At 61.6% G+C, this 23,105-nt stretch carries 21 protein-coding genes; 11 read left to right on the top strand and 10 right to left on the bottom strand.

Going from position 1 to position 23,105, the window contains the following annotated elements; all coding sequences use genetic code 11:
• Nucleotides 1–2,287, top strand: a 2,287-nt coding sequence (locus tag ABY44_RS33200) for a heavy metal translocating P-type ATPase (protein ID WP_431643348.1), incomplete at its 5' end; no start/stop codon positions are given.
• 12 nt (nucleotides 2,288–2,299) lie between these two features.
• On the opposite strand, the gene ABY44_RS33195 is transcribed toward ABY44_RS33200, so the two are convergent.
• The 3 genes from ABY44_RS33195 to ABY44_RS33185 form a co-directional block, all read right to left on the bottom strand.
• Nucleotides 2,300–3,250, bottom strand: a complete 951-nt coding sequence (locus ABY44_RS33195) for a universal stress protein (RefSeq protein ID WP_060170243.1) — start codon at nucleotides 3,248–3,250, stop codon at nucleotides 2,300–2,302.
• 198 nt (nucleotides 3,251–3,448) lie between these two features.
• Nucleotides 3,449–3,616: a hypothetical protein gene (locus tag ABY44_RS33190; protein ID WP_155637827.1), complete on the bottom strand. Its 168-nt coding sequence runs from the start codon at nucleotides 3,614–3,616 to the stop codon at nucleotides 3,449–3,451.
• An 87-nt stretch (nucleotides 3,617–3,703) separates the two neighbouring features.
• Nucleotides 3,704–5,158 (bottom strand): amidase, encoded by a 1,455-nt coding sequence (locus tag ABY44_RS33185; RefSeq protein ID WP_060170241.1) that lies wholly within the window; start codon nucleotides 5,156–5,158, stop codon nucleotides 3,704–3,706.
• Between the two features lie 147 nt (nucleotides 5,159–5,305).
• Here ABY44_RS33185 and ABY44_RS33180 point away from each other — a divergent pair, with 147 nt between their 5' ends.
• The 5 genes from ABY44_RS33180 to ABY44_RS33160 all read left to right on the top strand — a co-directional run bounded on the left by ABY44_RS33180 (nucleotide 5,306) and on the right by ABY44_RS33160 (nucleotide 9,668).
• A complete protein-coding gene (locus ABY44_RS33180; protein WP_060170239.1) occupies nucleotides 5,306–6,214 on the top strand; it encodes a LysR family transcriptional regulator in 909 nt (302 codons plus the stop codon).
• A gap of 150 nt (nucleotides 6,215–6,364) precedes the next feature.
• Nucleotides 6,365–6,991: a tyrosine-type recombinase/integrase gene (locus tag ABY44_RS33175; protein WP_060170237.1), complete on the top strand. Its 627-nt coding sequence runs from the start codon at nucleotides 6,365–6,367 to the stop codon at nucleotides 6,989–6,991.
• Nucleotides 6,992–7,105: 114 nt separating this feature from the next.
• The gene (locus ABY44_RS33170; RefSeq protein ID WP_081066056.1) at nucleotides 7,106–7,675 is read left to right on the top strand and encodes a nucleotidyltransferase family protein; all 570 of its coding nucleotides are present in this window, start codon (nucleotides 7,106–7,108) and stop codon (nucleotides 7,673–7,675) included.
• Nucleotides 7,676–7,851: 176 nt separating this feature from the next.
• Nucleotides 7,852–8,469 (top strand): HAD-IA family hydrolase, encoded by a 618-nt coding sequence (locus ABY44_RS33165; protein ID WP_059693523.1) that lies wholly within the window; start codon nucleotides 7,852–7,854, stop codon nucleotides 8,467–8,469.
• Between the two features lie 158 nt (nucleotides 8,470–8,627).
• Entirely contained in the window at nucleotides 8,628–9,668 is a 1,041-nt protein-coding gene (locus ABY44_RS33160; RefSeq protein ID WP_196487959.1) for a YncE family protein, read from the top strand.
• 20 nt (nucleotides 9,669–9,688) lie between these two features.
• On the opposite strand, the gene ABY44_RS33155 is transcribed toward ABY44_RS33160, so the two are convergent.
• Both ABY44_RS33155 and ABY44_RS33150 read right to left on the bottom strand, forming a co-directional pair.
• Nucleotides 9,689–12,202 carry an EAL domain-containing protein gene (locus ABY44_RS33155; protein ID WP_060170233.1) on the bottom strand — a complete coding sequence of 838 codons (2,514 nt, stop codon included), beginning with the start codon at nucleotides 12,200–12,202 and terminating at the stop codon, nucleotides 9,689–9,691.
• A 663-nt stretch (nucleotides 12,203–12,865) separates the two neighbouring features.
• On the bottom strand, nucleotides 12,866–14,032 hold the full coding sequence (locus tag ABY44_RS33150; RefSeq protein ID WP_059683025.1) for a porin: 1,167 nt from the start codon (nucleotides 14,030–14,032) through the stop codon (nucleotides 12,866–12,868).
• Between the two features lie 1,372 nt (nucleotides 14,033–15,404).
• Between ABY44_RS33150 and ABY44_RS33145 the strand changes: the two genes are divergently transcribed.
• From ABY44_RS33145 to ABY44_RS33135, 3 genes are all read left to right on the top strand, one after another.
• On the top strand, nucleotides 15,405–15,674 hold the full coding sequence (locus tag ABY44_RS33145) for a GNAT family N-acetyltransferase (RefSeq protein ID WP_081072713.1): 270 nt from the start codon (nucleotides 15,405–15,407) through the stop codon (nucleotides 15,672–15,674).
• Nucleotides 15,675–15,968: 294 nt separating this feature from the next.
• Complete coding sequence (locus ABY44_RS33140; RefSeq protein ID WP_060170231.1) at nucleotides 15,969–16,184, top strand: hypothetical protein; 216 nt, start codon at nucleotides 15,969–15,971, stop codon at nucleotides 16,182–16,184.
• Nucleotides 16,185–16,343: 159 nt separating this feature from the next.
• The gene (locus ABY44_RS33135; protein WP_060170313.1) at nucleotides 16,344–17,411 is read left to right on the top strand and encodes a hypothetical protein; all 1,068 of its coding nucleotides are present in this window, start codon (nucleotides 16,344–16,346) and stop codon (nucleotides 17,409–17,411) included.
• Between the two features lie 243 nt (nucleotides 17,412–17,654).
• Here the strand turns inward: ABY44_RS33135 and ABY44_RS33130 are convergent, their stop codons facing one another.
• Both ABY44_RS33130 and ABY44_RS33125 read right to left on the bottom strand, forming a co-directional pair.
• The gene (locus ABY44_RS33130) at nucleotides 17,655–18,077 is read right to left on the bottom strand and encodes a hypothetical protein (RefSeq protein ID WP_060170228.1); all 423 of its coding nucleotides are present in this window, start codon (nucleotides 18,075–18,077) and stop codon (nucleotides 17,655–17,657) included.
• 119 nt (nucleotides 18,078–18,196) lie between these two features.
• Nucleotides 18,197–18,550, bottom strand: a complete 354-nt coding sequence (locus ABY44_RS33125; RefSeq protein WP_059585989.1) for a winged helix-turn-helix transcriptional regulator — start codon at nucleotides 18,548–18,550, stop codon at nucleotides 18,197–18,199.
• A gap of 143 nt (nucleotides 18,551–18,693) precedes the next feature.
• Between ABY44_RS33125 and ABY44_RS33120 the strand changes: the two genes are divergently transcribed.
• Entirely contained in the window at nucleotides 18,694–19,722 is a 1,029-nt protein-coding gene (locus ABY44_RS33120) for an NADPH:quinone reductase (protein WP_431643344.1), read from the top strand.
• Nucleotides 19,723–19,865: 143 nt separating this feature from the next.
• Here the strand turns inward: ABY44_RS33120 and ABY44_RS33115 are convergent, their stop codons facing one another.
• The 3 genes from ABY44_RS33115 to ABY44_RS33105 form a co-directional block, all read right to left on the bottom strand.
• The gene (locus tag ABY44_RS33115) at nucleotides 19,866–20,156 is read right to left on the bottom strand and encodes a DUF1330 domain-containing protein (RefSeq protein WP_060170224.1); all 291 of its coding nucleotides are present in this window, start codon (nucleotides 20,154–20,156) and stop codon (nucleotides 19,866–19,868) included.
• Nucleotides 20,157–20,251: 95 nt separating this feature from the next.
• The gene (locus ABY44_RS33110; RefSeq protein ID WP_060170222.1) at nucleotides 20,252–21,307 is read right to left on the bottom strand and encodes an aldo/keto reductase; all 1,056 of its coding nucleotides are present in this window, start codon (nucleotides 21,305–21,307) and stop codon (nucleotides 20,252–20,254) included.
• A gap of 82 nt (nucleotides 21,308–21,389) precedes the next feature.
• Complete coding sequence (locus tag ABY44_RS33105; protein WP_060170220.1) at nucleotides 21,390–21,980, bottom strand: flavodoxin family protein; 591 nt, start codon at nucleotides 21,978–21,980, stop codon at nucleotides 21,390–21,392.
• A 118-nt stretch (nucleotides 21,981–22,098) separates the two neighbouring features.
• Here ABY44_RS33105 and ABY44_RS33100 point away from each other — a divergent pair, with 118 nt between their 5' ends.
• The gene (locus ABY44_RS33100; RefSeq protein WP_060170218.1) at nucleotides 22,099–23,004 is read left to right on the top strand and encodes a LysR family transcriptional regulator; all 906 of its coding nucleotides are present in this window, start codon (nucleotides 22,099–22,101) and stop codon (nucleotides 23,002–23,004) included.
• Nucleotides 23,005–23,105: the final 101 nt, after the last annotated feature.

Raw genomic sequence — 23,105 nt, 5'->3', positions numbered from 1 at the left:
CCGAGTCCCCTGGTCGATCGATCTCGTGTTGCTGATTCTGGCGGCCGCCACGCTCGCCGGCGGCGGCGTATGCGTGGCGTTCGGCCAGCCGTCGCTCGCGCGATTCGCCTGGCTGCTGGGGACGCTGCCGGTCCTGCTCGCATTGACGGTCTCGCTAGTCAAGGCCGTGATGAGGCGGCAGGCCGGCATCGACGTGCTCGCGTGGCTCGCGATCGCGCTGGCGGTCGTGCTCGACGAAACGCTTGCGGCGGCCGTGATTGCGTTGATGCTGGCGAGCGGGCGGACGCTGGAGCGGTATGCGCAGGACCGCGCGCAACGCGAGATGAGCGCACTGCTCGGCCGCGTTCCCCGGCAGGCGACCCGTTTCGAGAACGGGGAATGGCTCTCGGTTGCGCCGGACACCCTTGTCCCCGGCGACAGGCTGCTCGTGCGGAGCGGCGAGTTCGTGCCCGTCGACGGCACATTGACCGGCGACGCGGAACTGGACGAGTCCATGCTGACGGGCGAATCGTCCACCCTGCGACGCCGTTCCGGGGAAACCGCATGCAGCGGCGTGGTCAACGCCGGCGCGCCGTTCGAAATGGTTGCCTGCGCGACGGCAGGCGACAGCACGTTTGCCGGCATCGTTCGCATGGTCGAGCGTGCGCAACGCGAGCGCAGTCCGTCCGTGCGTCTCGCGGATCGCTACGCAGCGTTCTTCGTGCTCGCATCGCTGCTCGTCGCGGGTATCGCGTGGCTGTTGACCGGCGACGTCGCACGTGCGCTTGCCGTGCTCGTCGTGGCCTCGCCGTGTCCGTTGATCCTCGCCGTGCCGGTCGCCATCGTATCCGGCATGTCGCGTTGCTCGAAACGCGGCATTCTGGTCAAGGGCGGAGGTGCGCTGGAGCGTCTTGCGCAAGCGACAATTCTGTTCTTCGACAAGACCGGGACGCTGACGGGAGGACGGGCGCGCATCGTTGCGATCGAATGCGGCGCGGACGTCGCAGCGGACGATGTGCTGCGTTTTGCAGCGTCATTGGCCCAAGCATCGGGCCATATCATCTCGGACGCGCTGACGGTCGCGGCGCGTGAACGTCGCATCGATCTGTCGCTGCCGTCGGCCGTCATCGAAACAGCCGGCGAAGGCGTGACGGGCCAGGTCGACAACCGGACCGTTGCAATCGGCAAGTTCGAATACGTGTCTGTGTGCGCGACGATTGCGCCGTGGAGCGACGCATTCCTGGCGCGAGTCGTCAGCGAGGGCGGGGCTGCCGTATTCGTCGGCGTGGATGGCGTCATGATCGGCGCGATTCAAATGGCCGACCAGGTGCGGCTGGAAACACCGCGGGCATTGCGGCTGCTCAAGCGCGAAGGCGTCGAGCGCCTCGTCATGCTCACCGGCGACCGGCGGGACATCGCCCAGGCCGTCGGCGAGTTGCTGGGTGTCACCGACGTGCGTGCCGAGCAGACGCCGACGGACAAGCTCGTCGCGATTCAGGCCGCGCGCAAGGAGGGCGTGACGATCATGGTCGGCGACGGCGTGAACGACGCGCCGGCGCTGGCGGCCGCCGACGTCGGTATCGCGATGGGTGCGCGGGGGGCGGCCGCGTCATCCGAAGCGGCCGACGTGGTATTGCTGGTCGATCGGCTGGATCGACTCGTGGATGCGATACGTATCGCGCGACGGTCGCGCCGAATCGCACTCGAGAGCGTGGTGGCCGGCATGTCGCTGTCGGTCGTCGCGATGACGATTGCGGCGGCCGGATTCCTGCAGCCGATTGCCGGCGCGGTGATTCAGGAAGTCATCGACGTCGCCGTCATCGTCAATGCGTTGCGCGTGTTGCTGGATCGCCCGAGGCCGACGAACGCCCGGCTCGACGATGTCGACGTCGAGCAGCTCAGGCGCGAGCACACGGCATTGTCACCGTTGCTGGACCAGATCAGGGATCTCGCGGATCGTCTGCCTGGACTATCCGGGGTCGCCATCGCCAGCGAGCTGGTCCACATGATCGACTCGCTCGACGAACGGCTGCTGCCGCATGAACGCGCCGACGATCGGGACGTCTACGCGCGCCTTGCCCCGCTTCTCGGCGGGGAGGACCCGCTGGCTGCGATGAGCGGCGCGCACCGGGAGATCTTCAAGATGGTCCGATCGCTCAGACAAATGGTCGTGGACCTGCCGCGCGACGGCACGAACACCACGCAGGTGCAGGCGATACAGCGCTTGTTGTACGGGCTGGAAGCGATCGTGCGCCTGCATTGCGCTCAGGAGGAGGAACTGTTCCACGCCGTGGGTGCGGATGCGTGACGACGACGCGCGTCACGCACGCGACGCATGGACGAGCAGGACCGGAGTTTTCGTGATGCGCGCCACGCGCCCGGCCACGGTGCCGACGAGCCAGCCCGTCACGCCTCGCCGCCCGTGAGTGCCCATGACGATCATGTCCGCATTCCATTCGAGCGCGTCGCGCACGATCAGATGGGAAACGTCCGCGCCGGTTCGATCTGCGTGAACAAGTTGCGACTGCGCATGTCTGGCCGTGCCTTCGATTATGGCCGTGGCACCCTGGAGCACATGATTTCCTTCGCCGATCAATGCTTCTTCCAGTGCCCCGCCAAGGACGAAGTCGCCGAGCATTGGGGGGCGATCAACCACGTATATCGCACGGAATTCGGTGTCGACCCGCGAGAATGCCAACCCTGTCCGCAATGCGTCGAGTGCGATCGCGCTTCCGTCAACGGCGAACAGCATCCGCCGTGGCAGATGCTCGGCAACCGACGCGAAACCTTCCGGAACGATGAGCAGCGGGCATCCGATGAGTTTGCCGAGCGGGCCGGAAACCGTCCCTTCGACCCATCCGAGCAAGCCATGATGCTGACGTGCGCCGACGATCAGGAGTTCGGCCTGCCAGGTTTGCGCGCTGTCGGCCAGTGCATTCACGACATCCCCGCCTCGTGTGGCGAGGTCGATGACTTCCGTGTCGATGACGAGATCGTCGCGATCCATTGCGGCTTTGGCGCGCGACACCGCATCAGATGCATCCCTGAGCAACTCGACGCGCGCGGATTCGAGGAACGCCATGGTTTTCGACCCGAGCGGGACGAGCGTTCTCGGATTTTCCGCAACGCTGATGATGTGCACCGCCGCATTCGATGGGAGGAACGCTTTGGCATACGCGAGTGCATGCGCGGATGCGGTCGAACCGTCGACGGCGACCAGCACCCGCCGCAGAGCGGGGACGGCCTGGACGGGTGAAGTGGTGGTGCTCATGAATGTCCCCCAGTGGCAACCGACGATCTCGTACACGGCAATTTTTCGCGCGGTCAGCTTTTACCTGGTTGACCTTCGTCAAGCACATTCGCCATAGCAATGCCGACACGGTTCACGTTCGACTGAATTACGAGCACACGTTCTGAATGCGATTGGTGACCTGCTATCGCACGAATTCGTCTGGTGATGAATTCCGGGTTAAACGCCGATTGCAAGCGAATCGGTCACGTTCGCGCAAGAAGGGTTATAGAGACGTTCAACAATCTTTGGCCAGGTGCTGGGGAGAGCAAGCGGCTGCCGCCGCAGGAAGGGACGTTCGACATCAGCAGCAAGATCGTCGACATCCATGAACGCATAGATGTTCACGGTTCGGCGGCAGGTTACCTTTGCGTGAGAGCGCAGGCAAAGACGGGCGGACCGAGCCGCCCGCATGAAACGCACTCGTTGTCGCGGTTACTCCTGACGTCCCGCCCAAACTACGGGCCGCCGATCGATCCACGGCCGTGCGCGTTCGAGCTGCCCTGCGAGTCGCAGCAATTTATCTTCTCGCGCGAATGCCCCCGCGAACTGCATCCCGATCGGCAGACCCGTTTCGGGATGACTTGCTAGCGGCACCGACATCGCAGGAACACCGGCGACATTGAACGGCGGGGTAAGAGGCGAATGCCGGAATACTCGCTGAGTCCATTCGAGGCCGTTCATCGATTCCGCGCCCTCGCCGTACTCTCCAATGCGCGGTGGCATTTGCGGCAGCGTCGGCGTTAGCAGCACATCGAAGTCTTCGAACCAATGCCCGACAGCCCGTGTCACAACGTTGCGCATCGCCAGAGCGGCGGCGAATGCGGACGCCTTTTCTTCCTTGCCATAGCGATAACAGGCCAATGTGGCGGGCTCCAGCGTCGTCTCATCGATCGGGCGTCCCGTTGCGGCAGCAAGGCCTTCGATCCAGCCGACCAGCGTCGCCGTCCAGATCGTTGCATTCATCTGCACAAACGCGTCCCACGAGACACCCAGTGACGGCCGTACTTCGAATACCGTGTGACCGAGTTCTTCCAGGAAACGTGCCGTCGATTCCACCGCTGCCGCGATTGCCGGGTCGGTTCGATCCGCGCTCCACGGATCGGTCATCATGCCGATCCTGAGGTTGCCAGGTTCGCGCTCGACCTGCGACAGGAAGCTGTACTCCGGCGCAGCGGTCAGGTAAGGCTCGCCGATCGCCTGCCCCTGGATCGCATCGAGTAGCGCGGCGCTGTCCCGCACGCTCCAGCTCACGCCAAGTTGCACACCAAATCCTGCGAAGACTTCGTCGAGGGCTGGCCCGTTCGAGCTGCGCCCGCGCGTCGGCTTGAGTCCGAACAAGCCGTTGTAGCTTGCCGGCACCCGTATCGAGCCGGCGGCATCGGTAGCATGCGCGAGTGGGACGACGCCGGCTGCGACGGCGGCGGCGGCGCCACCGCTCGAACCGCCGGCGCTCGAATCCGGCTGCCAGGGATTGCGCGTTGCACCCTGGAGCGTGGATTCCGTGGTCGTGCTGAACGCCATTTCGGGCGTAGTCGTGCGGCCAATCGTAACGAGTCCAGCGGCGCGGAACCGCGACATGAGCCACGAATCGGCCGGGGCGACAACGTCACCGGAGAGCCGGCTCCCGAGTTCCAGCCGCTTACCGCTCATGGCAACCGCAAGATCCTTGATCAGAAACGGGACGCCAGCAAGCGGACCAGTGCAGTGTTCCGGGTTGCCTCCGCTATCGCTGGCCGGCCAGTGCTCGATAACCGCATTGATCGCGGGATTGACGGCCTCGATCGCCGAACGGGCGAGTTCGGCAAGCTCGGCAGGCGTGACTTCGCGGTCCGACACGCGTTTTGCAAGCCCAATTGCATCGTGACTTGCGTATTCGCTGAGATTCATGTGCGCCTCCAGGTTGAAGGCGACAAGATATTGCAGGCGCGGGCTGGTGATTAGCCCGTTCTTACAGCAAAGATTGAGCCATCAGCGGCACAATCTCTATGCTAGGCTCAAGCCATCAACAAATGCTCAGTCCGGATATTGCCGTCGATGACCAGGGATCTCAACGACACGCTTGTATTTATTCGCGTCGTGCAATCAGGCAGCTTTACTGCGGCAGCGATCGCGTTGCAGATTCCCAAGACGACGGTCAGCCGGCGAGTGCGGGAACTCGAGGCGCACCTCGGTTCGCGCCTGTTGCACCGGACCACGCGCAAACTGCGTCTGACCGAGGCCGGTACGGCTTACTTCCAGCACTGCCGCACTATCTGCACACAGCTCGACGAGGCAGAGAATGCCGTGCAGCGTATTCGCGGCACGCCCGCAGGCTGGCTGCGCGTGACGCTTCCGTATTCGTTCGGCGTCACGTGGATCGCGCCATTGATCGCCGGGTTCTCCTCTCGCTATCCCGATGTGCGGCTCGATATTCTGGCGACGCACGTGCCATTGGATCTTTTCGATGACGAAGTGGACGTCGCTCTGCGTCTTGGCGTCCTTCCCGATTCCAGTCTCGTGGCGCGGCGGCTCGGGACTTTTTCGACGTCGGTCTATGCGAGTCCCGCCTATGTCGAACGGCACGGTGCGCCGGCCGTTCCCGATGAACTCCGGCTCCATCCTGCGCTCGCACTTCATCAGGCTCGTAGCGACAGCGGCTATACCTGGCCCCTGCGCAAGCCGGGACGGAAGGCGACTCACTATGCGCTGGAACCGGTGATCGTCGCCAGCGACCCCGCACTTATGCTTGACGCCGCGCGCGCCGGAAAAGGCTTGTTGCTGGCTATGGATGCCAGCATGGCTCCCGAAGTCGAGGCAGGGCGCTTACTGAGAGTGCTGCCCGAATGGATAGGTCCACCGCAGGATTTGAACGCACTGTTTCCGCGAGAGCTGGTTCCCTCGCCCAAGCTGCAAGCTTTTCTGAACTACCTCAAAACGCAATTGCGTTTCGGCGATATGACGTGACAGACATTGAAGGCGTTCAGGTTCGACGAATGGCTCCTGTGCGCCAGGAGCGGACCTCGGAAGTGTATTTCGTTGAGCGGCTGCTCCGGGTCGATAGCGCCCGCCGGATAAGCGCGCACTCAATCTCGCTTTGCTTGAAAGGAGATTGTCATGGAATCCGAGAATGTCGTCGTTCGTGACCGTGCGCCATGGAACAAGGGCAAGCTCACCGGGCAGAAGCCGCCGTTAAAACCCCGAGAAATCTGGGCGATTCGGACGCGACTTCAAATGGCGCCGAACCTTCGTGAGCTCGCGATGTTTAATCTCGCAATTGATAGCAAGCTCCGAGCGTGCGATCTTACGCGGTTGCTGGTTCAAGATGTCCGCCACGGAAGCCACGTGGCGTCCAGAGCGACAATCATGCAGCAGAAGACCCAGCGGCCGGTGCAATTCGAGATCACGGAACGGACCCGTGAGAGCCTCGAAGCTTGGATCGAAGCGCGAGGACTGAAGGCAGCGGATTTTCTGTTCCCGAGTCGGTCGCACACGTCACCGCATCTGTCGACGCGGCAATATGCCCGGCTGGTACATCGTTGGATTGCATCGATTGGCCTTGACGATACTGCATACGGAACCCATACGATGCGCCGCACAAAAGCTTCGCTGATCTACCGGCGGACGAAGAACCTTCGGGCGGTGCAGTTGCTGCTCGGACACACGAAGCTGGAAAGTACGGTTCGCTATCTCGGCATCGAGGTCGACGATGCCCTTGAGATGGCGGAGCAGACGGAGGTTTGATGGCATCACGGCCGGCAAGCGGTCGCTTGCCGGCCAGTTTCTGTCACTCGACAGTGCTGCTGGATTTGGAGACAATCTGATCCGAGCTGCTCGTTTAGGCCACGTAGATCCGCGATGAGTCTCAATGAAAGATTAGTCGAAATAGCCCGGCAGTCATCTTGGTGTATGTCGGCTCTCTCGGCGTCACGTGCAATGGGCCTGAAATCCTGGTGCATTGGCGCAGGGGCCATTCGCAATTTGGTCTGGGACTCGCTCCACGGATATGCGACTCCGACATGCCTAGCCGACGTCGATTTAGCCTACTTCGACCCGTCCGATTTGTCGTCGATTCGCGATGCCGAAATCCAGCACAGCCTCACGGCGCAATATCCTGAATATCCTTGGGAGGTCACCAATCAGGCCGCCGTGCACACATGGTTCGAAGCAGCTTTTGGTCATCCGGTTTCGCCGTTTGTATCGTTGGAACACGCTGTCGCGTCGTGGCCTGAGTTCGCGACATCGGTCGGACTAACGCTACTAGAAGACGACTCGATTAACGTCATTGCACCGTATGGGCTTGACGATCTTTTTGCAATGGTGGTTCGGCGCAACCCGGCGCGTGTAAACGTCTACACCTATCGAAAGCGAATTGAACAGAAGCAATATCAAAAACGTTGGCCTGGCGTAATAATCGTGCCAAGCTGACCGGTGCACGGATTGATCAACCTCTGTGGAACAGTGGGACTGCCATGATTGTGTCGCGATATGCTTCTTGCATAGTCGGGTGGCCCTCCACAAAGAGACGCGCGAAGCTACATCGACGGCGACGAACCTAAGCAGACACCCACCATGTTCTGCCGGCAACATCAAATGGAGCGAGCGTGATAAAAGCGATTTTCTTTGATTACGACGGAGTTCTCACGACAGATAAGACTGGTTCACTCACGACCAACAAATATCTAAGCCATGCTTCGGGCGTAGATTACGAACTGATCCAGAAAGCTTTCTCATACTACAACGCCGACTTGATCCTCGGGAGAACGACACATAAGGCTATCTGGTCTTATGTATGCAAGTTAATTGAGCATGAGCTCGATTTCTCACTACTCGAACAGGCATTCCTGAGCACGCCCACGAACGATGCCATGTTTGCTTTGGCGCGTGACCTCAGAAAGCGCTATGCCGTTGGGATCATCACGGACAATAAAAAAGACAGGCTCGATTGCCTGAGAAAATCTCAACAACTCGATGAATTGTTCGATCCAGTAATCGTGTCGGCCGAGCATGGTGTGGGAAAACAGAGCCCAACGATCTTTGAGAGAGCATTGCGTGAACTACATATCGGCCCAGAGGAAGCCGTTTTCGTGGACAACACGCCTGCGAATCTGGTCGTGGCGCAGCAGCTTGGAATGCACACTTATCTGCACGACGATGAACTGAACGATGTCGGAAGATTGACCGCAACGTTAGCCGGACGATACCGAGTGCTGTTGGATTAATTGAAGGTTGAACGAATCATTGCGCCGCGAGGCGAGTGAAACGACCGCTTCGGAGGGAAGCGAGCGTCCGTTGAGGGTCGACCACGGTCAACCAGCTCCGACCAGCCGCCCACGACCAATCGCTCGACGCCACGTGCCAGTCTGTTGATAATCAGGACATGATCCGCCGACGCAAGGCGTCACTTCTAACCCAAACAATCGCGATCGACACGTCTTTTGCGCATTTCTTGCCGGAGTTACTTGTGTACATCGATGTACCCCGCGGTCTCGTGTTCTTCGACCAAACTGACGCTTTCCTTCCCGACCCGGCGTTAGTGCAATACGACCGTGATTCGAAAACGATTACATCGGTCGCCGGCGCGCAGACGGACGATACGGTATGTGATGTATCGCGCGACGGCCGTCGTCTTGCATTGGCATCGGCGTCGTGGATAGTCGCACGCAATACCAACCGCAGCCGCTTGACCGTAGTTGCCGATGGCGCCGTCCTGCATCAGACCGACAAGTTTCTGTCGTTCTGGACACGCCTGGATCCTTCCGGGCGCTATGCGCTGGTAAGCGCCTTCAAGAGCAATGACAAAGGCCGTCCGGTGGTGATCGATCTGGACACCGGCAAACATGGCGATCCTGTCGCGCGTGATTTCGATGCACGTTTCGGCGACGTGGATCCGGTCGACGGACTCCTTTGGGCTCCAGACGAACGAACCAGGAACTCGGTGCTGACCGTGAATTGCCGCAGCGGCGAGATCAATAAGGTCAACCTCCCGGCGGGCGGCAAGATCAAGCGCCTGCGCTTTGCGCGCGATGGGTCAATCATGTTCGTCGCGAGCGATACCAATCAATTGCTGTGTTATGACCGGAATGGCTCGATAGTATGGTCGCGCGATATTGGCGAATTTGGCGAGGTTCGCTCGGCCAACATCCTGTTCAACGAGAGTGGCAGCCATTTGTGCTTACCCTTGCCGGAAACGGCACGCTGCAATTGGGGCGAGGATCTGGTGATCGACGCACATACCGGTGCGGTCGAACATGCCATTCAACGTCACCGTGGGCCGCCCGCGCGACTGGCAGCAGATTGGTTCGGCGACCGGCTGCTGACGCATGGCGGTGAAATCGTCGATTTTTATACCGGCAAGGTGACGGACATGCTGTCGTTCAAAAGCGGCAGCAGCGCGATCGCGGGAAACCTCGGCTGCTGACATATCGATACCCCACCGCCTCACTCGGTCAGCAACTCAACACCGCGACGCGACGAGATCCCGGCTAGCTGTTCAGCAGGCTGCGGCCGCGCGAACAGAAACCCCTGCACCTGGTGGCAGCCGATTTCCTGCAGGAACGCGAGCTGCTTCTCCGTCTCGACGCCCTCCATCACGACATCGAGCCCCAGCGCGCGCCCCATCGCAACGATCGCGCGCACGATTGCATCATCCGTGCTGCCCGAACCGCAGTCCGTCAGGAACGACCGATCGATCTTCAGCGTATCGACGGGCAGATCCTTCAGGTATACCAGCGACGAATAGCCCGTACCGAAATCGTCGATCGCCAGGCTGATCCCCCGTGTCGCCAGTTCGCGCAGCAGGATGCCGATTTCCTCGCGGGTGTTCATCGCCATGCTTTCGAGCAACTCGAGCTGCAGGCATTCGGCCGGCAGCGCGGTTTCGCTGAGGATGGTCGTCAGGTCGCTGAGGAAATGGTCGGTAAAGCATTGCCGCGCCGACACGTTCACCGACACCCGCCCGAACTCGAAGCCCTCGTCGAGCCAGCGGCGCGCCTGTCGGCAGGCTTCGCGCAGCACCCACCGGCCGATCGGGACGATCAGCGCCGACCGCTCAGCCAGCCCGATGAAGTCGCCCGGCGGCACCAGGCCCTTGCGTGGATGCAGCCAGCGCAGCAGCGCCTCCACGCCGACGATCCGGCCGCTGGCCAGATCGTATTGCGGCTGGTAGAACAGCCGGAATTCGTTCTGCTCGAGCGCGCGGTGCAGCTCGCCGAGCGTCTCCAGCTGCTCCATCGCCGACGACGTCATCTTGCTCTCGAAGAACTGGAACACGTTCCTGCCGCGGCTCTTCGCGCCGTACATCGCCTGGTCAGCGAGCAGGATCAGGTGCTCCGCCTCGGTGCCGTCGTCCGGATAGATGCTGATGCCGATGCTCGGCGTCACGAAGATCTCGCGACCGCCGACATCGATCGCCCGCGCCACTTCGTCCAGCAGCTTGCGTGCAACGCGCCCGACGTCGCGAACATCGTCGAATTCCTCGAGCACGAGCGCGAATTCGTCACCGCCCATGCGCGCCACCGTGTCGTTCGCGCGCACCGACGCGACGATGCGCTCCGCGACCTGCTTCAGCACCTCGTCGCCGGCGTTGTGGCCGAGCGTGTCGTTGACCAGCTTGAAGCGGTCGAGATCGAGGTACATCACCGCGACCTTGCGACCGAGCCGCTTCGCGTGAGCGATCGCGTGCGCGAGCCGCTCCTCGAACAGCGCCCGGTTCGCGAGATCGGTGAGCACGTCGTGCGTGGCGAGATAGCCCAGCCGCTCCTCCGCCTGGCGCCGCTGCGTGATGTCGGAGAAGATCGCCGCATAGTGCGAGATCTCGTCATCGTTGTCGCGAATGCTGGTGATCGTCAGGTATTCCAGAAACAGCTCGCCGGTCTTGCGGCGATTCCAGATTTCGCCTTGCCAGTGGCCATCGGTCGTCAGCGAATGCCACAGCTGCTTGTAGAAATCCGGCGTCTGGCGCCCGGAACTCAGCAGGCCCGGGTTGCGCCCGATCACTTCGTCCGCGGTGTACCCGGTCAGGCGCGTGAAGGCCTGGTTGACGCGCTCGATCCTCGCGTGCCGATCGGTGACCATGATGCCTTCGAGCGCCGATTCGAACACCCGATCCGCCATGCGCAGGTTGAATCGCGCGAGACCCAACGCTTCGTCGCGCTCGCGCACGGCGCTGCGCAACTCGTTCGCGTATTCATGCTCGATGCTCTGCAGCACGTCCGCGAAACAGAGCAGCCCGGTCAGCCTGCCCGCCTCGTCCCGAATGCCGACGTGCCGCATATTGTGCTCGGTCATGAAGCGCTGTGCTGTATACAAACTCTGCTTCGCGCTCAGCATCTGCAGCGGCTTGCTCGCGTAGGCCCCGACCGCGCCCTGGGACGCGCCTTCCGCCAGGAGCCGGACGATGTCCCGCTCGGTCAGGATGCCGTGCTCGCCGTCGTCGTAGCCGACCAGGATCGCATCGAGTCGTTGCGTGCGCATCTGCGTGACAACGTCGTGCAGCGCGACCTGCTCGGACACCACGACGGGCGGATGGACGCGGATCGATTCGATCGGTTTCAGGTGCAGGAAGAACTCCGGCCCCTGGTTCACGACGACGTCGGTCTGCGTCAGCACGCCGATCGCGGCGTTGTCGCGGACCACCACGAAGTGCCGGACGCCCGACTGCTTGAACTTCATCGCGGCCTCACCCAGCGGCGTGTTGGCCTCGAGCGTCAGTACCGGATGGCTCATTACCTCGCTGACCGGCCGATCGAGCCCGTGCGGATCGTCGCCGGCCGACAGTGCATCGCGCTCGGTCCAGATCCCGACGACCTGTTCATCCTCCATCACGACGATCGAGCTGCAACGCTCGATGAACATGCGTCGCGCGACCTCCCGCACCGGCGTGGCGGGCGTGCAGGACAGAATCTGACGCGCGACGAGGCGCGCAATCGGAACATCGTAGCTGCTCGGATACATTCTCTAACCAAGACGAAAAGCCCTCGCCGGCGCGCTTCGATCCGGCAACCTTCAGGCTCGCCCGCGGCGACAGGCGCGGTGCGATCTCGCTCGCCTCGAATGGTTGCGTACTCATCGAACTCGCAGACGGGGCATTGACCCATCGTGTGAGGCGTCGCGGCGGCGAGCGTGGCACATGAGCCGCGACGTCGCATTTGACGATCCCTTGTCCAGCGGGTTCAGACGCCGGAGCGCCGCCCACTCGGAGGCAGCCGCCCTGAGTTAACGACAGATTCTTGGAAGAGTTGAGTGCCGTGCCGACATTCGTGCTGCGCGCCGGCAAGTCGAGCGGCTGCGGGACGGGTGAACCGTCAATGCGGCCGAGACACCCCCCCGGCTTCAGCAGGGCTTTTTGTTACACGCGGGTGACAAGGCGTCGCATGGACCGGCGGCGGCGCTCATGGCGGGATGGAAGCCGTCCACGGCTGCCGTGAAGTCCGGGCGATTCGCGGACGAGACTCGAGATCGGGCGGCCAGCTGCGCCCCGGCCGCTTGCGGCCGTCTGACACGAGCGCTCGAATCGTTGACGATCCGAGCGCTCATGGTCATGTGGAACCACCGGAATGCTGCCAGCCCGGCGTAGTGCGTCCACTACTCCGGGCTTCCGGGCCTGCAATTTGAAGATCAGAAGCTATGGTGCATGCCGATGTTGACCTGAACCTGGTTACCGCCCGATGAGGTGTTGCCAAAGTCGGCAGCCGAAGCCTGAGCGCCCTGGGCATGGACGTAGGCACCCACGGCGTAAACCGACGTGCGCTTCGACAACGCGTACATGGCACCGAGCGACGCCTGGTTGATCGAAGCCATCGTGCGGCCTTCGGCAGCCTGGCTGGGCGTGGCTGCGGAACCGTAGACATACGTGTACCCGGTGGCCAGCGACAACGCCGGGGTGACCTGGTACTGCAGGAGCGCACCCAGCACGTTGAAGTGGATCGACGGCTGGCCATTGTTGCCTTGATACTGCGCGTTCGAGTACCGCAAGCCCGCCGTGTACGGACCGATCTGGTATTGAGTTGCGACCTGGGCGATGCCCGCGCTCTTGAACGCATTGCCACCGTTATAACCCGAGCTCGGATAGCCCAGCGCGGTACCGAAACCCGGTTGTGCCGTTGCGTTCTGCCACCCGTTCTCACCCTGGTTGGCCGCACGGAAGTAACCGCCGGCGACGGTCAGGCCGCCTTGAGCGTAGTTCGCCGCCACCGACCACGATTGCCCCGAACCCATCGCACCGGCAACACCGCCGAACGAGTACGCGCCTTCAGCCTGGAAGCCGTTGATGACCGGCGAAATGTACTTCACGGCGCTGTTCTGGTTCGTCGTGTTGTCGTTGTTGTCGACGTCGCCCGGGGTCGAGAATGTCGACGCTGAAATGGCGTCGCCCGTCAGGCCCTGCACCATTTCCGTTACGGCATCGAGCTGGCGCCCCATGCGCAGCGTACCGTACCGATCGGAAGCAATGCCGACGTATGCCTGGCGGTTGAACAACGAACGCGTGGCACCAATCGGCCCCTGGCCGTTTATGCCGCCCGTACCGATATTGAAACCGTTTTCGATCTTGAATACCGCCTTGAGGCCGCCGCCGAGGTCTTCGTCCCCCTTGAGGCCCCACTTGTTCGAACCTACGGCGCCCCCGTCGAGGCCGAACCGCTTGTGGCCATTGATGTTCGAGGTGTAGCCGATACCCGAATCGAGCATGCCGTACAGGGTGACCGACGACTGCGCCATTGCTGCCGAAGATGCGGCAAATGCGGCAACAGCGATAACGCTGACGTTGATGTTTTTGTTTTTCATCTGTATTTCACAGTCAGGAGTGGTTTTGGGATTGTTTGAAACGGGTTGTGTCGTATTCGAATGCAGATGACGGCGCACGGCCTGCGCGTCGTCTCGGCCGCAACGGCCAGCGTCATATTCGCCAAATCGGCATAATCAAATCAATCATTTCGTCATCCTCAAAATTGCATGCGGAGAAGCACCGCGCATCTCGACCTGTCCGGCACTCTTTCGATCAGAACAATCGCGGCGTCCCCACCTGGACCAAAGCCGCTTCCTTGCTTCCGTTGTCGCTCCAGCCCTACGGCACCGTGGATCGAGAATGTGCCGAGTCGCCTGTTTGCTGCATCAATACCTTGCCTTCCAGCTCCGGCGAAACTTCACCGTCGATCACGCGAAGAAACTTGCCCCCTGCGCGGTGATTTCCGGGCGCGCCTTGGCCACGAGCACGCACTAGAGGATTCATTCGAACTGACGTCCTCCCGCCGTATTCATGATCCGGCGAACCGATGTGCCGAATCTGCGAAGCCGGACAACTCGAGCGGATCACCGCGCTCAGCCGAACCTTCCCCGATGGCATTTCGGAGCAGTCCGGCGTCGTCACGTCCAGCGCCCGTGCAATGCCTGCGAGCAAGGTCGGCGATGACGAAACCGGACCACGCTCCACCTGCTGCAAAAGACCGTCTGGACGTACCGGCCGCCATTGCAGGTTGCGTGAGCGTCCGGTTCAACCGCTGGCGAAGTACGCGAACCTAATCGCCGAGCACCAACGTGGCCGGATCGCGCTTAGCGAGTGCGAAAGACCATATCAGGAACATAATTTTGCGTCAAAAATTGTTTGATATAAGTTAATCTGGTTTGATAACGTTGCGCCATGCCGGACTTACCCTTATAGGAACTGGCCCGAGGACACCGCGTCAGCAAGATCCGCGCCGTGACGCTGATCCACGATCAGACGAAAACCCGGTGTCGAACGGGAGCGCTTACGCGCTGACGGCAGACGCTCCCTATCCGACGTCGGGCCGGGGCCAAAATGGCAGCGGTAAGCGAGGTATCCTGGCTCGCATCGCAGGGCACCAACCCGTTGAGACTGAAGCAGCGCGCCGTTCTCTCGAAGTGCTCGTTGCCGTCGAGGTTTCCGTCGCTTCCGCATCTGCTGCCCGGGCCTTGATGATTCCGTGACCGCGTACGACTCCTTTCCAGAAATGCGCCCCGCTGCTTCCGGTACCTGAATGAATTCATGCCCCGTTCGACTCCGTGAGCACGTGCCGTCCGACATCGAGCGATTTTGCGAATTGCAGATGAGCTCGCAAGTGGCCCGCTACGTGTCGTGGCTCCCGCGAACGAGAGCGCAATGTGAACATGCGTTGGCGGACGCGATCGCACAGCAACGATCGGCGACTCGGTTTCGGCTGATTGTGGCTGGTTTTTGTTGCCTGACTTTTGGGAAAAGGGCTACGCGGCTCATGCGATTCGTGCGCTGCTCGTTCTCGCGTTCGGCTCGGGCAGGATGACGAGCTTGACGGCGTCATGCGCTATCGAGAATCGAGCCTCTCTTCGCGTCGCCGAAAAATGCGGGTTTCGCCTGATAGCCGCGACAGGTGATCGATGCACCTTCGAAATCCACAAGGAAGAAGTCAATCGCCACAGCGTGAAGATGTGAACCTCTTGGTGACTTTGTAACCGCCAATCACGTGGCATCCGTGCTTACGATGAAATATCAAATAATTCCACAGTCGATTGATATTGATTCTGCACGCAATGAATTTATTCATACTTTCCCCGCATTCAAGGATGCAATTTTCATGTGCAAGCTTTACTCATTGAATAATCTTCCCTAAAAGAGACGGTATAAGACAGAATCGACGGCTCGCGACTGCGGACGTTGGAAATTTGTCAAAGCAGCGACCTTCTCGGTGCACATGGTTCACGTCACATTTGGTCTTTTGAGGGCGACATGGATGGAATAGCCAAGGCACTTGTACTGGCCGTGAGGCACATCGATCAACAGAGTAACTTGCATGCCGAGGACGACGACGTCAACGCACTTGAGGAGATCGCAACGGCACTTGCAGTTGCATCGACGACAGAGCAGGATGCCTTTGCCAGGATGGCAACGTCGCTTGGCTTCCCTGAGCTGGTGGAGCAACTCGGCCTGGATTCGCCGCGATGACCGCCTTGCAAGCCCGACGTTTCGTCTGAGCCAACGTTAAAGGCTGCGTGGTTTGGAGCATTCCTACTGACCGCATCGGGCGCCAGCCGGCCAAAAAGAGTCGACCATTGTGTCAAGATTGATAACACTGCGAACCATTCCAACCAAGGCAAAACAATGATGACTTCCGGCGACGGCCTGACCAGTCCCGCGCGGCTCCTGCGACTCGCCTCATGGGTAATCGCGATCATCTTCGCCGTCTTTCTGAACATGCTCGGCAGTCTCGTGATCCGCGACATGGCGTTTGCCCCGACGGGCGGCCCGCCCGTCATCGAGCAATTCGCCGATGCGCCGACGAAAGCGCGGCTGGACACAGCGCGGCGCAATCTGCAGGCGCAGCACAACGCGCTTGCCGACAAGGCCGACACCATGGAGGTCGCGCGTGGCCGCGCCGCGAAGGAGTATGCGGCCGAGAAGGAAAGCTTCCGCAACTGGCTGGCAACGCGCTCGGTGACCGGCGACAGTGCGCGGGACCCCGACATTCTCGCGAGAACTCGCAAGCTGGATTCGCTCCAGGCCGTGGTGGTCAACTGGCAGCATCAGATCGATGCGATCAACGACCAGCAACGGGCGCTGGCATCGCAGCAGACTCAAGTGGACACGCAAATCGCCGAAGCGGACGCGGCAGCCGAACGGCGCTTCGACGAAGCGACACGGCACTATGAGCTGCAAGTGTTCGGACTGCGGCTTGCGCTGACGCTGCCGATACTGCTGGTCGCGATCTGGTTGTTCATACGCTACCGCAAGATACGCTACTGGCCTTTCGTGTACGGTTTTGGCCTGTTTGCACTGAGCGCGTTCTTCATCGAACTGGTCCCGTACTTGCCGAATTTCGGCGGTTATGTCCGGGTCCTGGTGGGCATTGCGCTCACGGTGTTCGCCGGCCTTTACATGATGAAGGCCTTTCAGCGCTATGCCGAACGCAAACGGCTCGAATTGCAGCAGGATCAGGGAGAACGCGCGCGCACGATCGGCTACGAAAAAGCCGTTCGTTCGCTCGAAAAAAAGCGCTGCCCGTCATGCGACAAACAATGGAATCTCGGCGGCGACGACTCCACGTTCTGCGTGCATTGCGGATTACGACTCTTCAATGTCTGCGAATGCGGCGGCCGGAATTTTTTCTTCTTCCCGCATTGCCATCAATGCGGTGCGGCTCAGGGAAATGAGGTGCCGGCGTCATCCGATTGACGGGCGGCGTGTTTGCAACACGCACTGGTGTCGATAGCCTTTAGCGAACCGGGTCAGGTCAATCGCGGATTGTCGGAGCAGGCAGTGACCGGGTTCGGCGGCGAATTCAATCGGTAGTTCGGCACGAGCCGCTCGATCGTTCACAATCCTCGGCCCGTCGCCCCCGGCGCGTCGAATCCGCAACCATCCGCGAACGCCGCCGATGCCGTCACGCGAGCGTTTCAGCGACAGCTTCGCCCGGCTTCACTGCCATTCGCCGGGATGACAGACCACCCAACCCGGATGATAGCTGTCCATGTCCGTGTGCCCCCAGCACCAGCCGTGCTGGCGAATGGTTTTCATCATCAGCTCGCGTTGTGCGCACGCACTGCCCGGAGCATATTGCCCGTCAGGCAATAGTTTCGGTGCCGCGCCGTTCCTGCATTGGCCATCGACCACCTCTTCCTGACGCATCAGCTCCTGGACAGCGGGTGGAACGGTGCGGGCCAGCGTGGCCTTGTATTCGATGCAGGCGGCCGCCTTGGGGTCGTTGGATTTGCCGGCACATCGGGACTGGAGCTTGTCGATGTTTCTCGACACTTCCGGCGGATACGTCTCGGCGTGCGCCGCGGCAATACATCCCGCCAGCAACAGGCAGGCGGCGGCAAGAGATCTGATCAAAATCATTTCGTGAAGGACACGATGCGTCGGGTAGCCCAGGAACCGGCGAATTATGGCACGTGCGCGTTTTCAACGACTCGCCGGGCAACGGTGTCCGGACATCCACCGGCGACGCAACGGGACACTCACGAACACGGCCGGCGCCCCGCGGATTGCTCCAGTCGCGCGAGGTAAGCGTCGCCCCATTGCTTCATCGCGTCGAGCACCGGGGCGAGCGTTCTGCCGAATTCGGTCAACGTGTATTCGACGCGGGGCGGGACCTCGGCGAAAACCGTACGGGTCACGATGCCGTCCGATTCGAGCTCGCGAAGCTGCAACGTCAACGAGCGCTGGGTCACCGCTCCGATCAAGCCGCGCAACTCGCCGAACCTTTTGGTACCACCCAGCAGATAGTGCACGATCAGCGGCTTCCATTTCCCTCCCGCGACATCGACCGTCGCGGCGACCGAGCACGGATACGTGCTAACCGAAGATGTCATGCCGGCTCCCAATAGGATAATTTCTTTCCCTATATATCAAAGACGTGCCTTCTTGTGCAAAAGCGGCCGACCGCCGATAGTCGCGGCATCGTTACATCGGCCGCCGATAACCGGCGACCGGACTCATTCAAGGGACCAGATCGATGAAGGCCGCTTATTACGAACGTCAGGGCAATGCTTCGGAAGTGTTGAGGCTCGGAGATTTTCCGGTTCCGCAACCGGGTCCGGGCGAAGTCCGGGTGCGCATCCACGCATCGGGCCTGAATCCCAGCGATATCAAGGCGCGTACCGGCTTCTCCGGCCATTCCGCATTTCCGATGGTCATTCCGCATCAAGACGGCACGGGCGTGATCGACGCGGTCGGTGCCGGCGTTGCGCCGACACGGACAGGCGAACGGGTGTGGCTGTTCGAAGCGCAATATCGCCGCCCCTTCGGCACGGCCGCGGAATATACGGTCGTTCCGGAAGCACAGGCCGTTCCTTTGCCCGGCAACGTTTCGTTCGAGGTCGGCGCCTGCCTGGGCATTCCGGCACTCACGGCCCATCGATGTCTCTTCTCGGACGGCGACATCAACGGTCGCGCGATACTCGTCCAGGGCGGCGCGGGAGCAGTCGGAACCGCGGCAATCCTGCTTGCAAAATGGGCCGGCGCGTGGGTCGCGACCACCGTTTCAACGCCCGCGCAGGCAGACGCCGCACGGCGTGCGGGTGCAGACCTCGTGATCAATCGACGGCTGCAGGATGTGGTCGCGATCGTGAAATCGGCAACACGGCAGCGGGGAGTCGATCGTATCGTGGAAGTCAGTCTGCAAGACAACCTCGGCATCGATATGCGTTGCCTCGCCAACGGCGGCATCATCAGTTCGTATGCCGTAGGATCCGCTGCCGATCAGGTGCCGCTTCCCCTGCTCGACGCAATGATCGCAGGCTGTACATTCCGGTTCGTTTACATTTACACCGTCCCGGCGGCCGCCAAGTCCGCAGCCGTTTCGGCGATCTGCCGATGCCTCGAGGACGGCGCCTATGTGCCGACCATAGGCATGCAGGTCGCGCTCGACGCCATCGTTGAAGCCCACCAGGCTCAGGAATCTGGCCAGGTTATCGGCAAGATCATCGTCAGGCCACCGCTCGTCCGGTCGCATGAGCCGACGGACGTTCAGCCGAATGATTGATCACCGCAAGGACGTGTCGGCAAGCCAGCGTCCCCGCATTCGCAATGCCGGGCACTTCCGGCGAAGGACGGCCGGGATTCGTGAGGCCCCCTGCCGCGAGATCGAACCGACGACGCTCATGTTCGAACGTGTCGTGGTCAGCGTCACGAAGCCCCCTCGAGAATGACGAAGGTTCCGGTTGCCGCGCCGGCGCGGAGTGCCCTGGCCGTCTGGTATTCGGGGCTCTCATAAAAACGCCTGGCCTCGGCGAACGAATCGAACTCGAGGACCACATGCCGCTCATGGGCCTCGCCTTCGAGGTTTTCATACTGCCCCCAGGCCGCTATGACCTTGGGGCCGAAAGCCTTGATTGCATCACCCGCCGCTTCTGCATAAGCAGCATAGGCGGCCGGGTCCGAAACGCTGACGTGTGCGACTAGATAACCCTTCGGCATGTCGGTCTCTCTTTGGTAACGGGAACACGCGATTCAACGCGGGGTGGCGATCTTCAACGACTTGCGTCGCCTGGATTGAGGTGCGATAGCCGGTTCTATTCCGACGCGACACGCCGGAAAGGTTGAGGGCGCCTGCCCGCCTCCTGACGCTCGATCATCCAGCCGGGATAGCTGGCCGGCAAAGCGCTCACGGCATCGAGACGCGCAAGCTCGGTCTCGGTCAGGACGACATCGACCGCGCCGAGATTGTCTTCGAGCTGTTCGATCCGCTTGGCGCCGACAATCACGCTCGTGACGTGCGGCCTCGCAAGTAGCCACGCGAGCGCGATCCGGGCGACCGAGACATCGTGCGCATCGGCGATGGTGCGCATCTCTGCAACGCACGGCCAGGCTCGATCAAGATCGACCGGCGGAAAATCGAAATGGTTGCGCCGCGAACCGCTGTCGGTCGACGTACCGGGGCCGAACTTCCCCGACAGCAACCCGCCGGCGAGGGGCGACCAGACGAGCAGCCCCATCTGCTCCTCGACGACGAGTGGCACCAGCTCGCGCTCGACGTCACGTCCGACGATCGAATAGTAGGCCTGGAGCGTCTCGAAGCGCGTGGCGCGAAGCGCCGCACTCAGCCCGAGCGCCTTGCCGATCCTGCCCGCGCGCCAATTCGACACGCCGACATATCGGACCAGCCCCTGCCGCGTGAGATCGTCGAGAGCGCGCAGCGTCTCTTCGATCGGCGTGACAGGATCGTTGGCGTGAATCTGGTACAGATCGATATGGTCGACCTGAAGCCGTTCCAGGCTTCTCTGCACGGAATCCATGATGTGGCCGCGCGACGCCCCCTGTTCGTTGGGCTTCCGGCCCATCACGCCGGCCGTCTTGGTCGCGAGCACGATCTCGCTGCGCGGCACGCCGATGTCCCGGAGGGCCTGCCCGACGATGCGTTCGGACTGGCCAAAGGAGTAAATGTCGGCGGTATCGATGAAATTGATTCCGTCGGCAAGCGCGCGGGCGATCAGCTGGTTCGCCTCGTCCTGTTCGACGGCGCCGATCGCCTTCCACATGCCGGCATCGGCGTTGCCGCCCAGCGTCATCGTGCCGAGGCACAACTCGGAAACGTACAGGCCGGTGCGGCCCAGTTGCTTGTATTTCATCACCCTTCCCTTCAAACGTGGCTGGATGGCATGCGGCGGCGTCCGTTGCGTTGCGTCACGTCCCGTCGCGCATGCCGGGATTTCAGTTGCCTCGAGGTGTTCCGGACCGGAACTGTCCGGCGATCGTTGCGACACGCATGCCATGGCGGCGTGCCGTCTCGAGATCCCCCGATGACATTTCCTCGGGCGACGCATCGGCAGGCGTTTGCGCCATCGGCCCGATATAGGCGCCCATGCGATTCAGGTCGTCACGCATCGAGGCTTTCACGTTCGCCGGCTTGATGTCCATGCTGACCCAGATGCCGCCGTGCTGCCCGGCGAGCAGGAAGAAGTATTCGAGCGTGTTGAGCTTGTCGCCGTTGATGCTTGCGCTGTTGGTGAAGCCGCCAAAGATCTTGTTCCGCCATCCGCCTTCGAACCAGACCTTCGAGGATGCGTCGGCAAACTTCTTGAACTGCCATCTCGGGCCGCCCATGTAGGTCGGCGAGCCGAACAGGATCGCGTCCGCGCCGGCGAGCGTTTCCCAGGCATCCGCTGGAATGTTTCCCTCGCTGTCGATCGCGACGAGCACGGCGCGGGCACCTTCGGCGACAGCGTTAGCCATGCGCTCGGTATGCCCGTAGCCGGAATGGAATAAGACGACTGTGTTGACCAGAGAGGCGTGTGGTGTCATGGGTGCTTCCTTTCGTTCGCGTTGTCCGCCGTGGACGACATGGAAAGCCACTCTACCGAGCCACAACTGAGTTATAAACGATGACAAATTGAACGTTCTGTTACTCCCTGGGTGAACAATGCAAAACCTCGACGCGCTTTTGATCTTTGCCCGTGTCGCCGAAATGACGAGCTTCACGCGCGCGGCCGAAAGCCTCGGTATTCAGAAGGGACGTGTGTCGATGGTGATCCGTGAGCTGGAGCGGGATGTGGGCGTTGCACTCCTGCACCGGACCACGAGGCGCGTTCAGCTGACCGAAGACGGGCGCGCCTTTTATTCACGCGCGCGCGACCTGCTGGCCGAAGTACAGGAATTGCAATCGATGTTCTCCGGCAACGGCACACCGTTGCGGGGAAGGCTGCGCGTCGACATGCCCACCGAGCTCGCACGCAGCGTCGTGATTCCCGCACTCCCGCAACTGATGTCGGCGCATCCGGAACTGGAACTGGAACTTTCGAGCACCGATCGGCGTGTCGATCTCGTCCAGGAAGGATTCGATTGCGTGATCCGGCTCGGGCCGATCGTCGACGAGACGCTGATTGCCCGGCCGCTGGGAAAACTGCGGATGACCAATGCGGCGAGCCCGAGCTATCTGGCGCGGTACGGCACACCGCACACGCTCGATGATCTGCGCACGCAGGGACACCGGATGATCCACTACACGCTGACACTCGGTGCCAGGCATGCCGGATGGGAATACCCGGACGGCGACGGCTATGCGTCGCTTCCGTTGCCGAGCGCGATGCAGGTCAACAGTGTTCAGACCTATCATGCAGCCGGGCTGGCCGGCCTCGGGTTGATCCAGGCGGGATATCCGACGCTTGCGCATTACATCGAAAGCGGCGCGCTGGTGGAGGTGCTGCCCGACTTGCGTCCCGAGCCGCTCGCCGCGTCGCTTGTCGTGGCTCATCGGCGCAATCTGTCGCCTCGCGTCCGGGCCTTCATGGACTGGATCGAGGGGGTGTTGGAGCCTTATCTTGATTGAGCGGCGGGTGTGGTGGTTTATGTCCGGCGCGGGTCGTTCGGTCGTTCGGCGACACCTTCGTCGATCAGGTCTTGGATCGCGCTGGCGCTTGTGTGTTCGTC

Origin of the sequence: Burkholderia sp. ZZQ-2, from assembly GCF_050768715.1 — a bacterium.
Taxonomy (GTDB): Bacteria; Pseudomonadota; Gammaproteobacteria; order Burkholderiales; family Burkholderiaceae; genus Burkholderia; species Burkholderia cepacia.
The sequence above is the reverse complement of the archived record's forward strand: the minus strand, read 5'-3'. Positions and strand labels throughout refer to the sequence as shown.

Coding starts and splice junctions, on each gene's coding strand:
- ABY44_RS33175 (WP_060170237.1), top strand. CDS start 6,365: ATGGAATCCGAGAATGTCGTCGTTCGTGACCGTGCGCCATGGAACAAG.
- ABY44_RS33100 (WP_060170218.1), top strand. CDS start 22,099: ATGCAAAACCTCGACGCGCTTTTGATCTTTGCCCGTGTCGCCGAAATG.
- ABY44_RS33110 (WP_060170222.1), bottom strand. CDS start 21,307: ATGAAATACAAGCAACTGGGCCGCACCGGCCTGTACGTTTCCGAGTTG.
- ABY44_RS33105 (WP_060170220.1), bottom strand. CDS start 21,980: ATGACACCACACGCCTCTCTGGTCAACACAGTCGTCTTATTCCATTCC.
- ABY44_RS33180 (WP_060170239.1), top strand. CDS start 5,306: ATGACCAGGGATCTCAACGACACGCTTGTATTTATTCGCGTCGTGCAA.
- ABY44_RS33135 (WP_060170313.1), top strand. CDS start 16,344: ATGACTTCCGGCGACGGCCTGACCAGTCCCGCGCGGCTCCTGCGACTC.
- ABY44_RS33195 (WP_060170243.1), bottom strand. CDS start 3,250: ATGAGCACCACCACTTCACCCGTCCAGGCCGTCCCCGCTCTGCGGCGG.
- ABY44_RS33115 (WP_060170224.1), bottom strand. CDS start 20,156: ATGCCGAAGGGTTATCTAGTCGCACACGTCAGCGTTTCGGACCCGGCC.
- ABY44_RS33160 (WP_196487959.1), top strand. CDS start 8,628: ATGATCCGCCGACGCAAGGCGTCACTTCTAACCCAAACAATCGCGATC.
- ABY44_RS33170 (WP_081066056.1), top strand. CDS start 7,106: ATGAGTCTCAATGAAAGATTAGTCGAAATAGCCCGGCAGTCATCTTGG.
- ABY44_RS33150 (WP_059683025.1), bottom strand. CDS start 14,032: ATGAAAAACAAAAACATCAACGTCAGCGTTATCGCTGTTGCCGCATTT.
- ABY44_RS33120 (WP_431643344.1), top strand. CDS start 18,694: ATGAAGGCCGCTTATTACGAACGTCAGGGCAATGCTTCGGAAGTGTTG.
- ABY44_RS33185 (WP_060170241.1), bottom strand. CDS start 5,158: ATGAATCTCAGCGAATACGCAAGTCACGATGCAATTGGGCTTGCAAAA.
- ABY44_RS33140 (WP_060170231.1), top strand. CDS start 15,969: ATGGATGGAATAGCCAAGGCACTTGTACTGGCCGTGAGGCACATCGAT.
- ABY44_RS33125 (WP_059585989.1), bottom strand. CDS start 18,550: ATGACATCTTCGGTTAGCACGTATCCGTGCTCGGTCGCCGCGACGGTC.
- ABY44_RS33155 (WP_060170233.1), bottom strand. CDS start 12,202: ATGTATCCGAGCAGCTACGATGTTCCGATTGCGCGCCTCGTCGCGCGT.
- ABY44_RS33130 (WP_060170228.1), bottom strand. CDS start 18,077: ATGATTTTGATCAGATCTCTTGCCGCCGCCTGCCTGTTGCTGGCGGGA.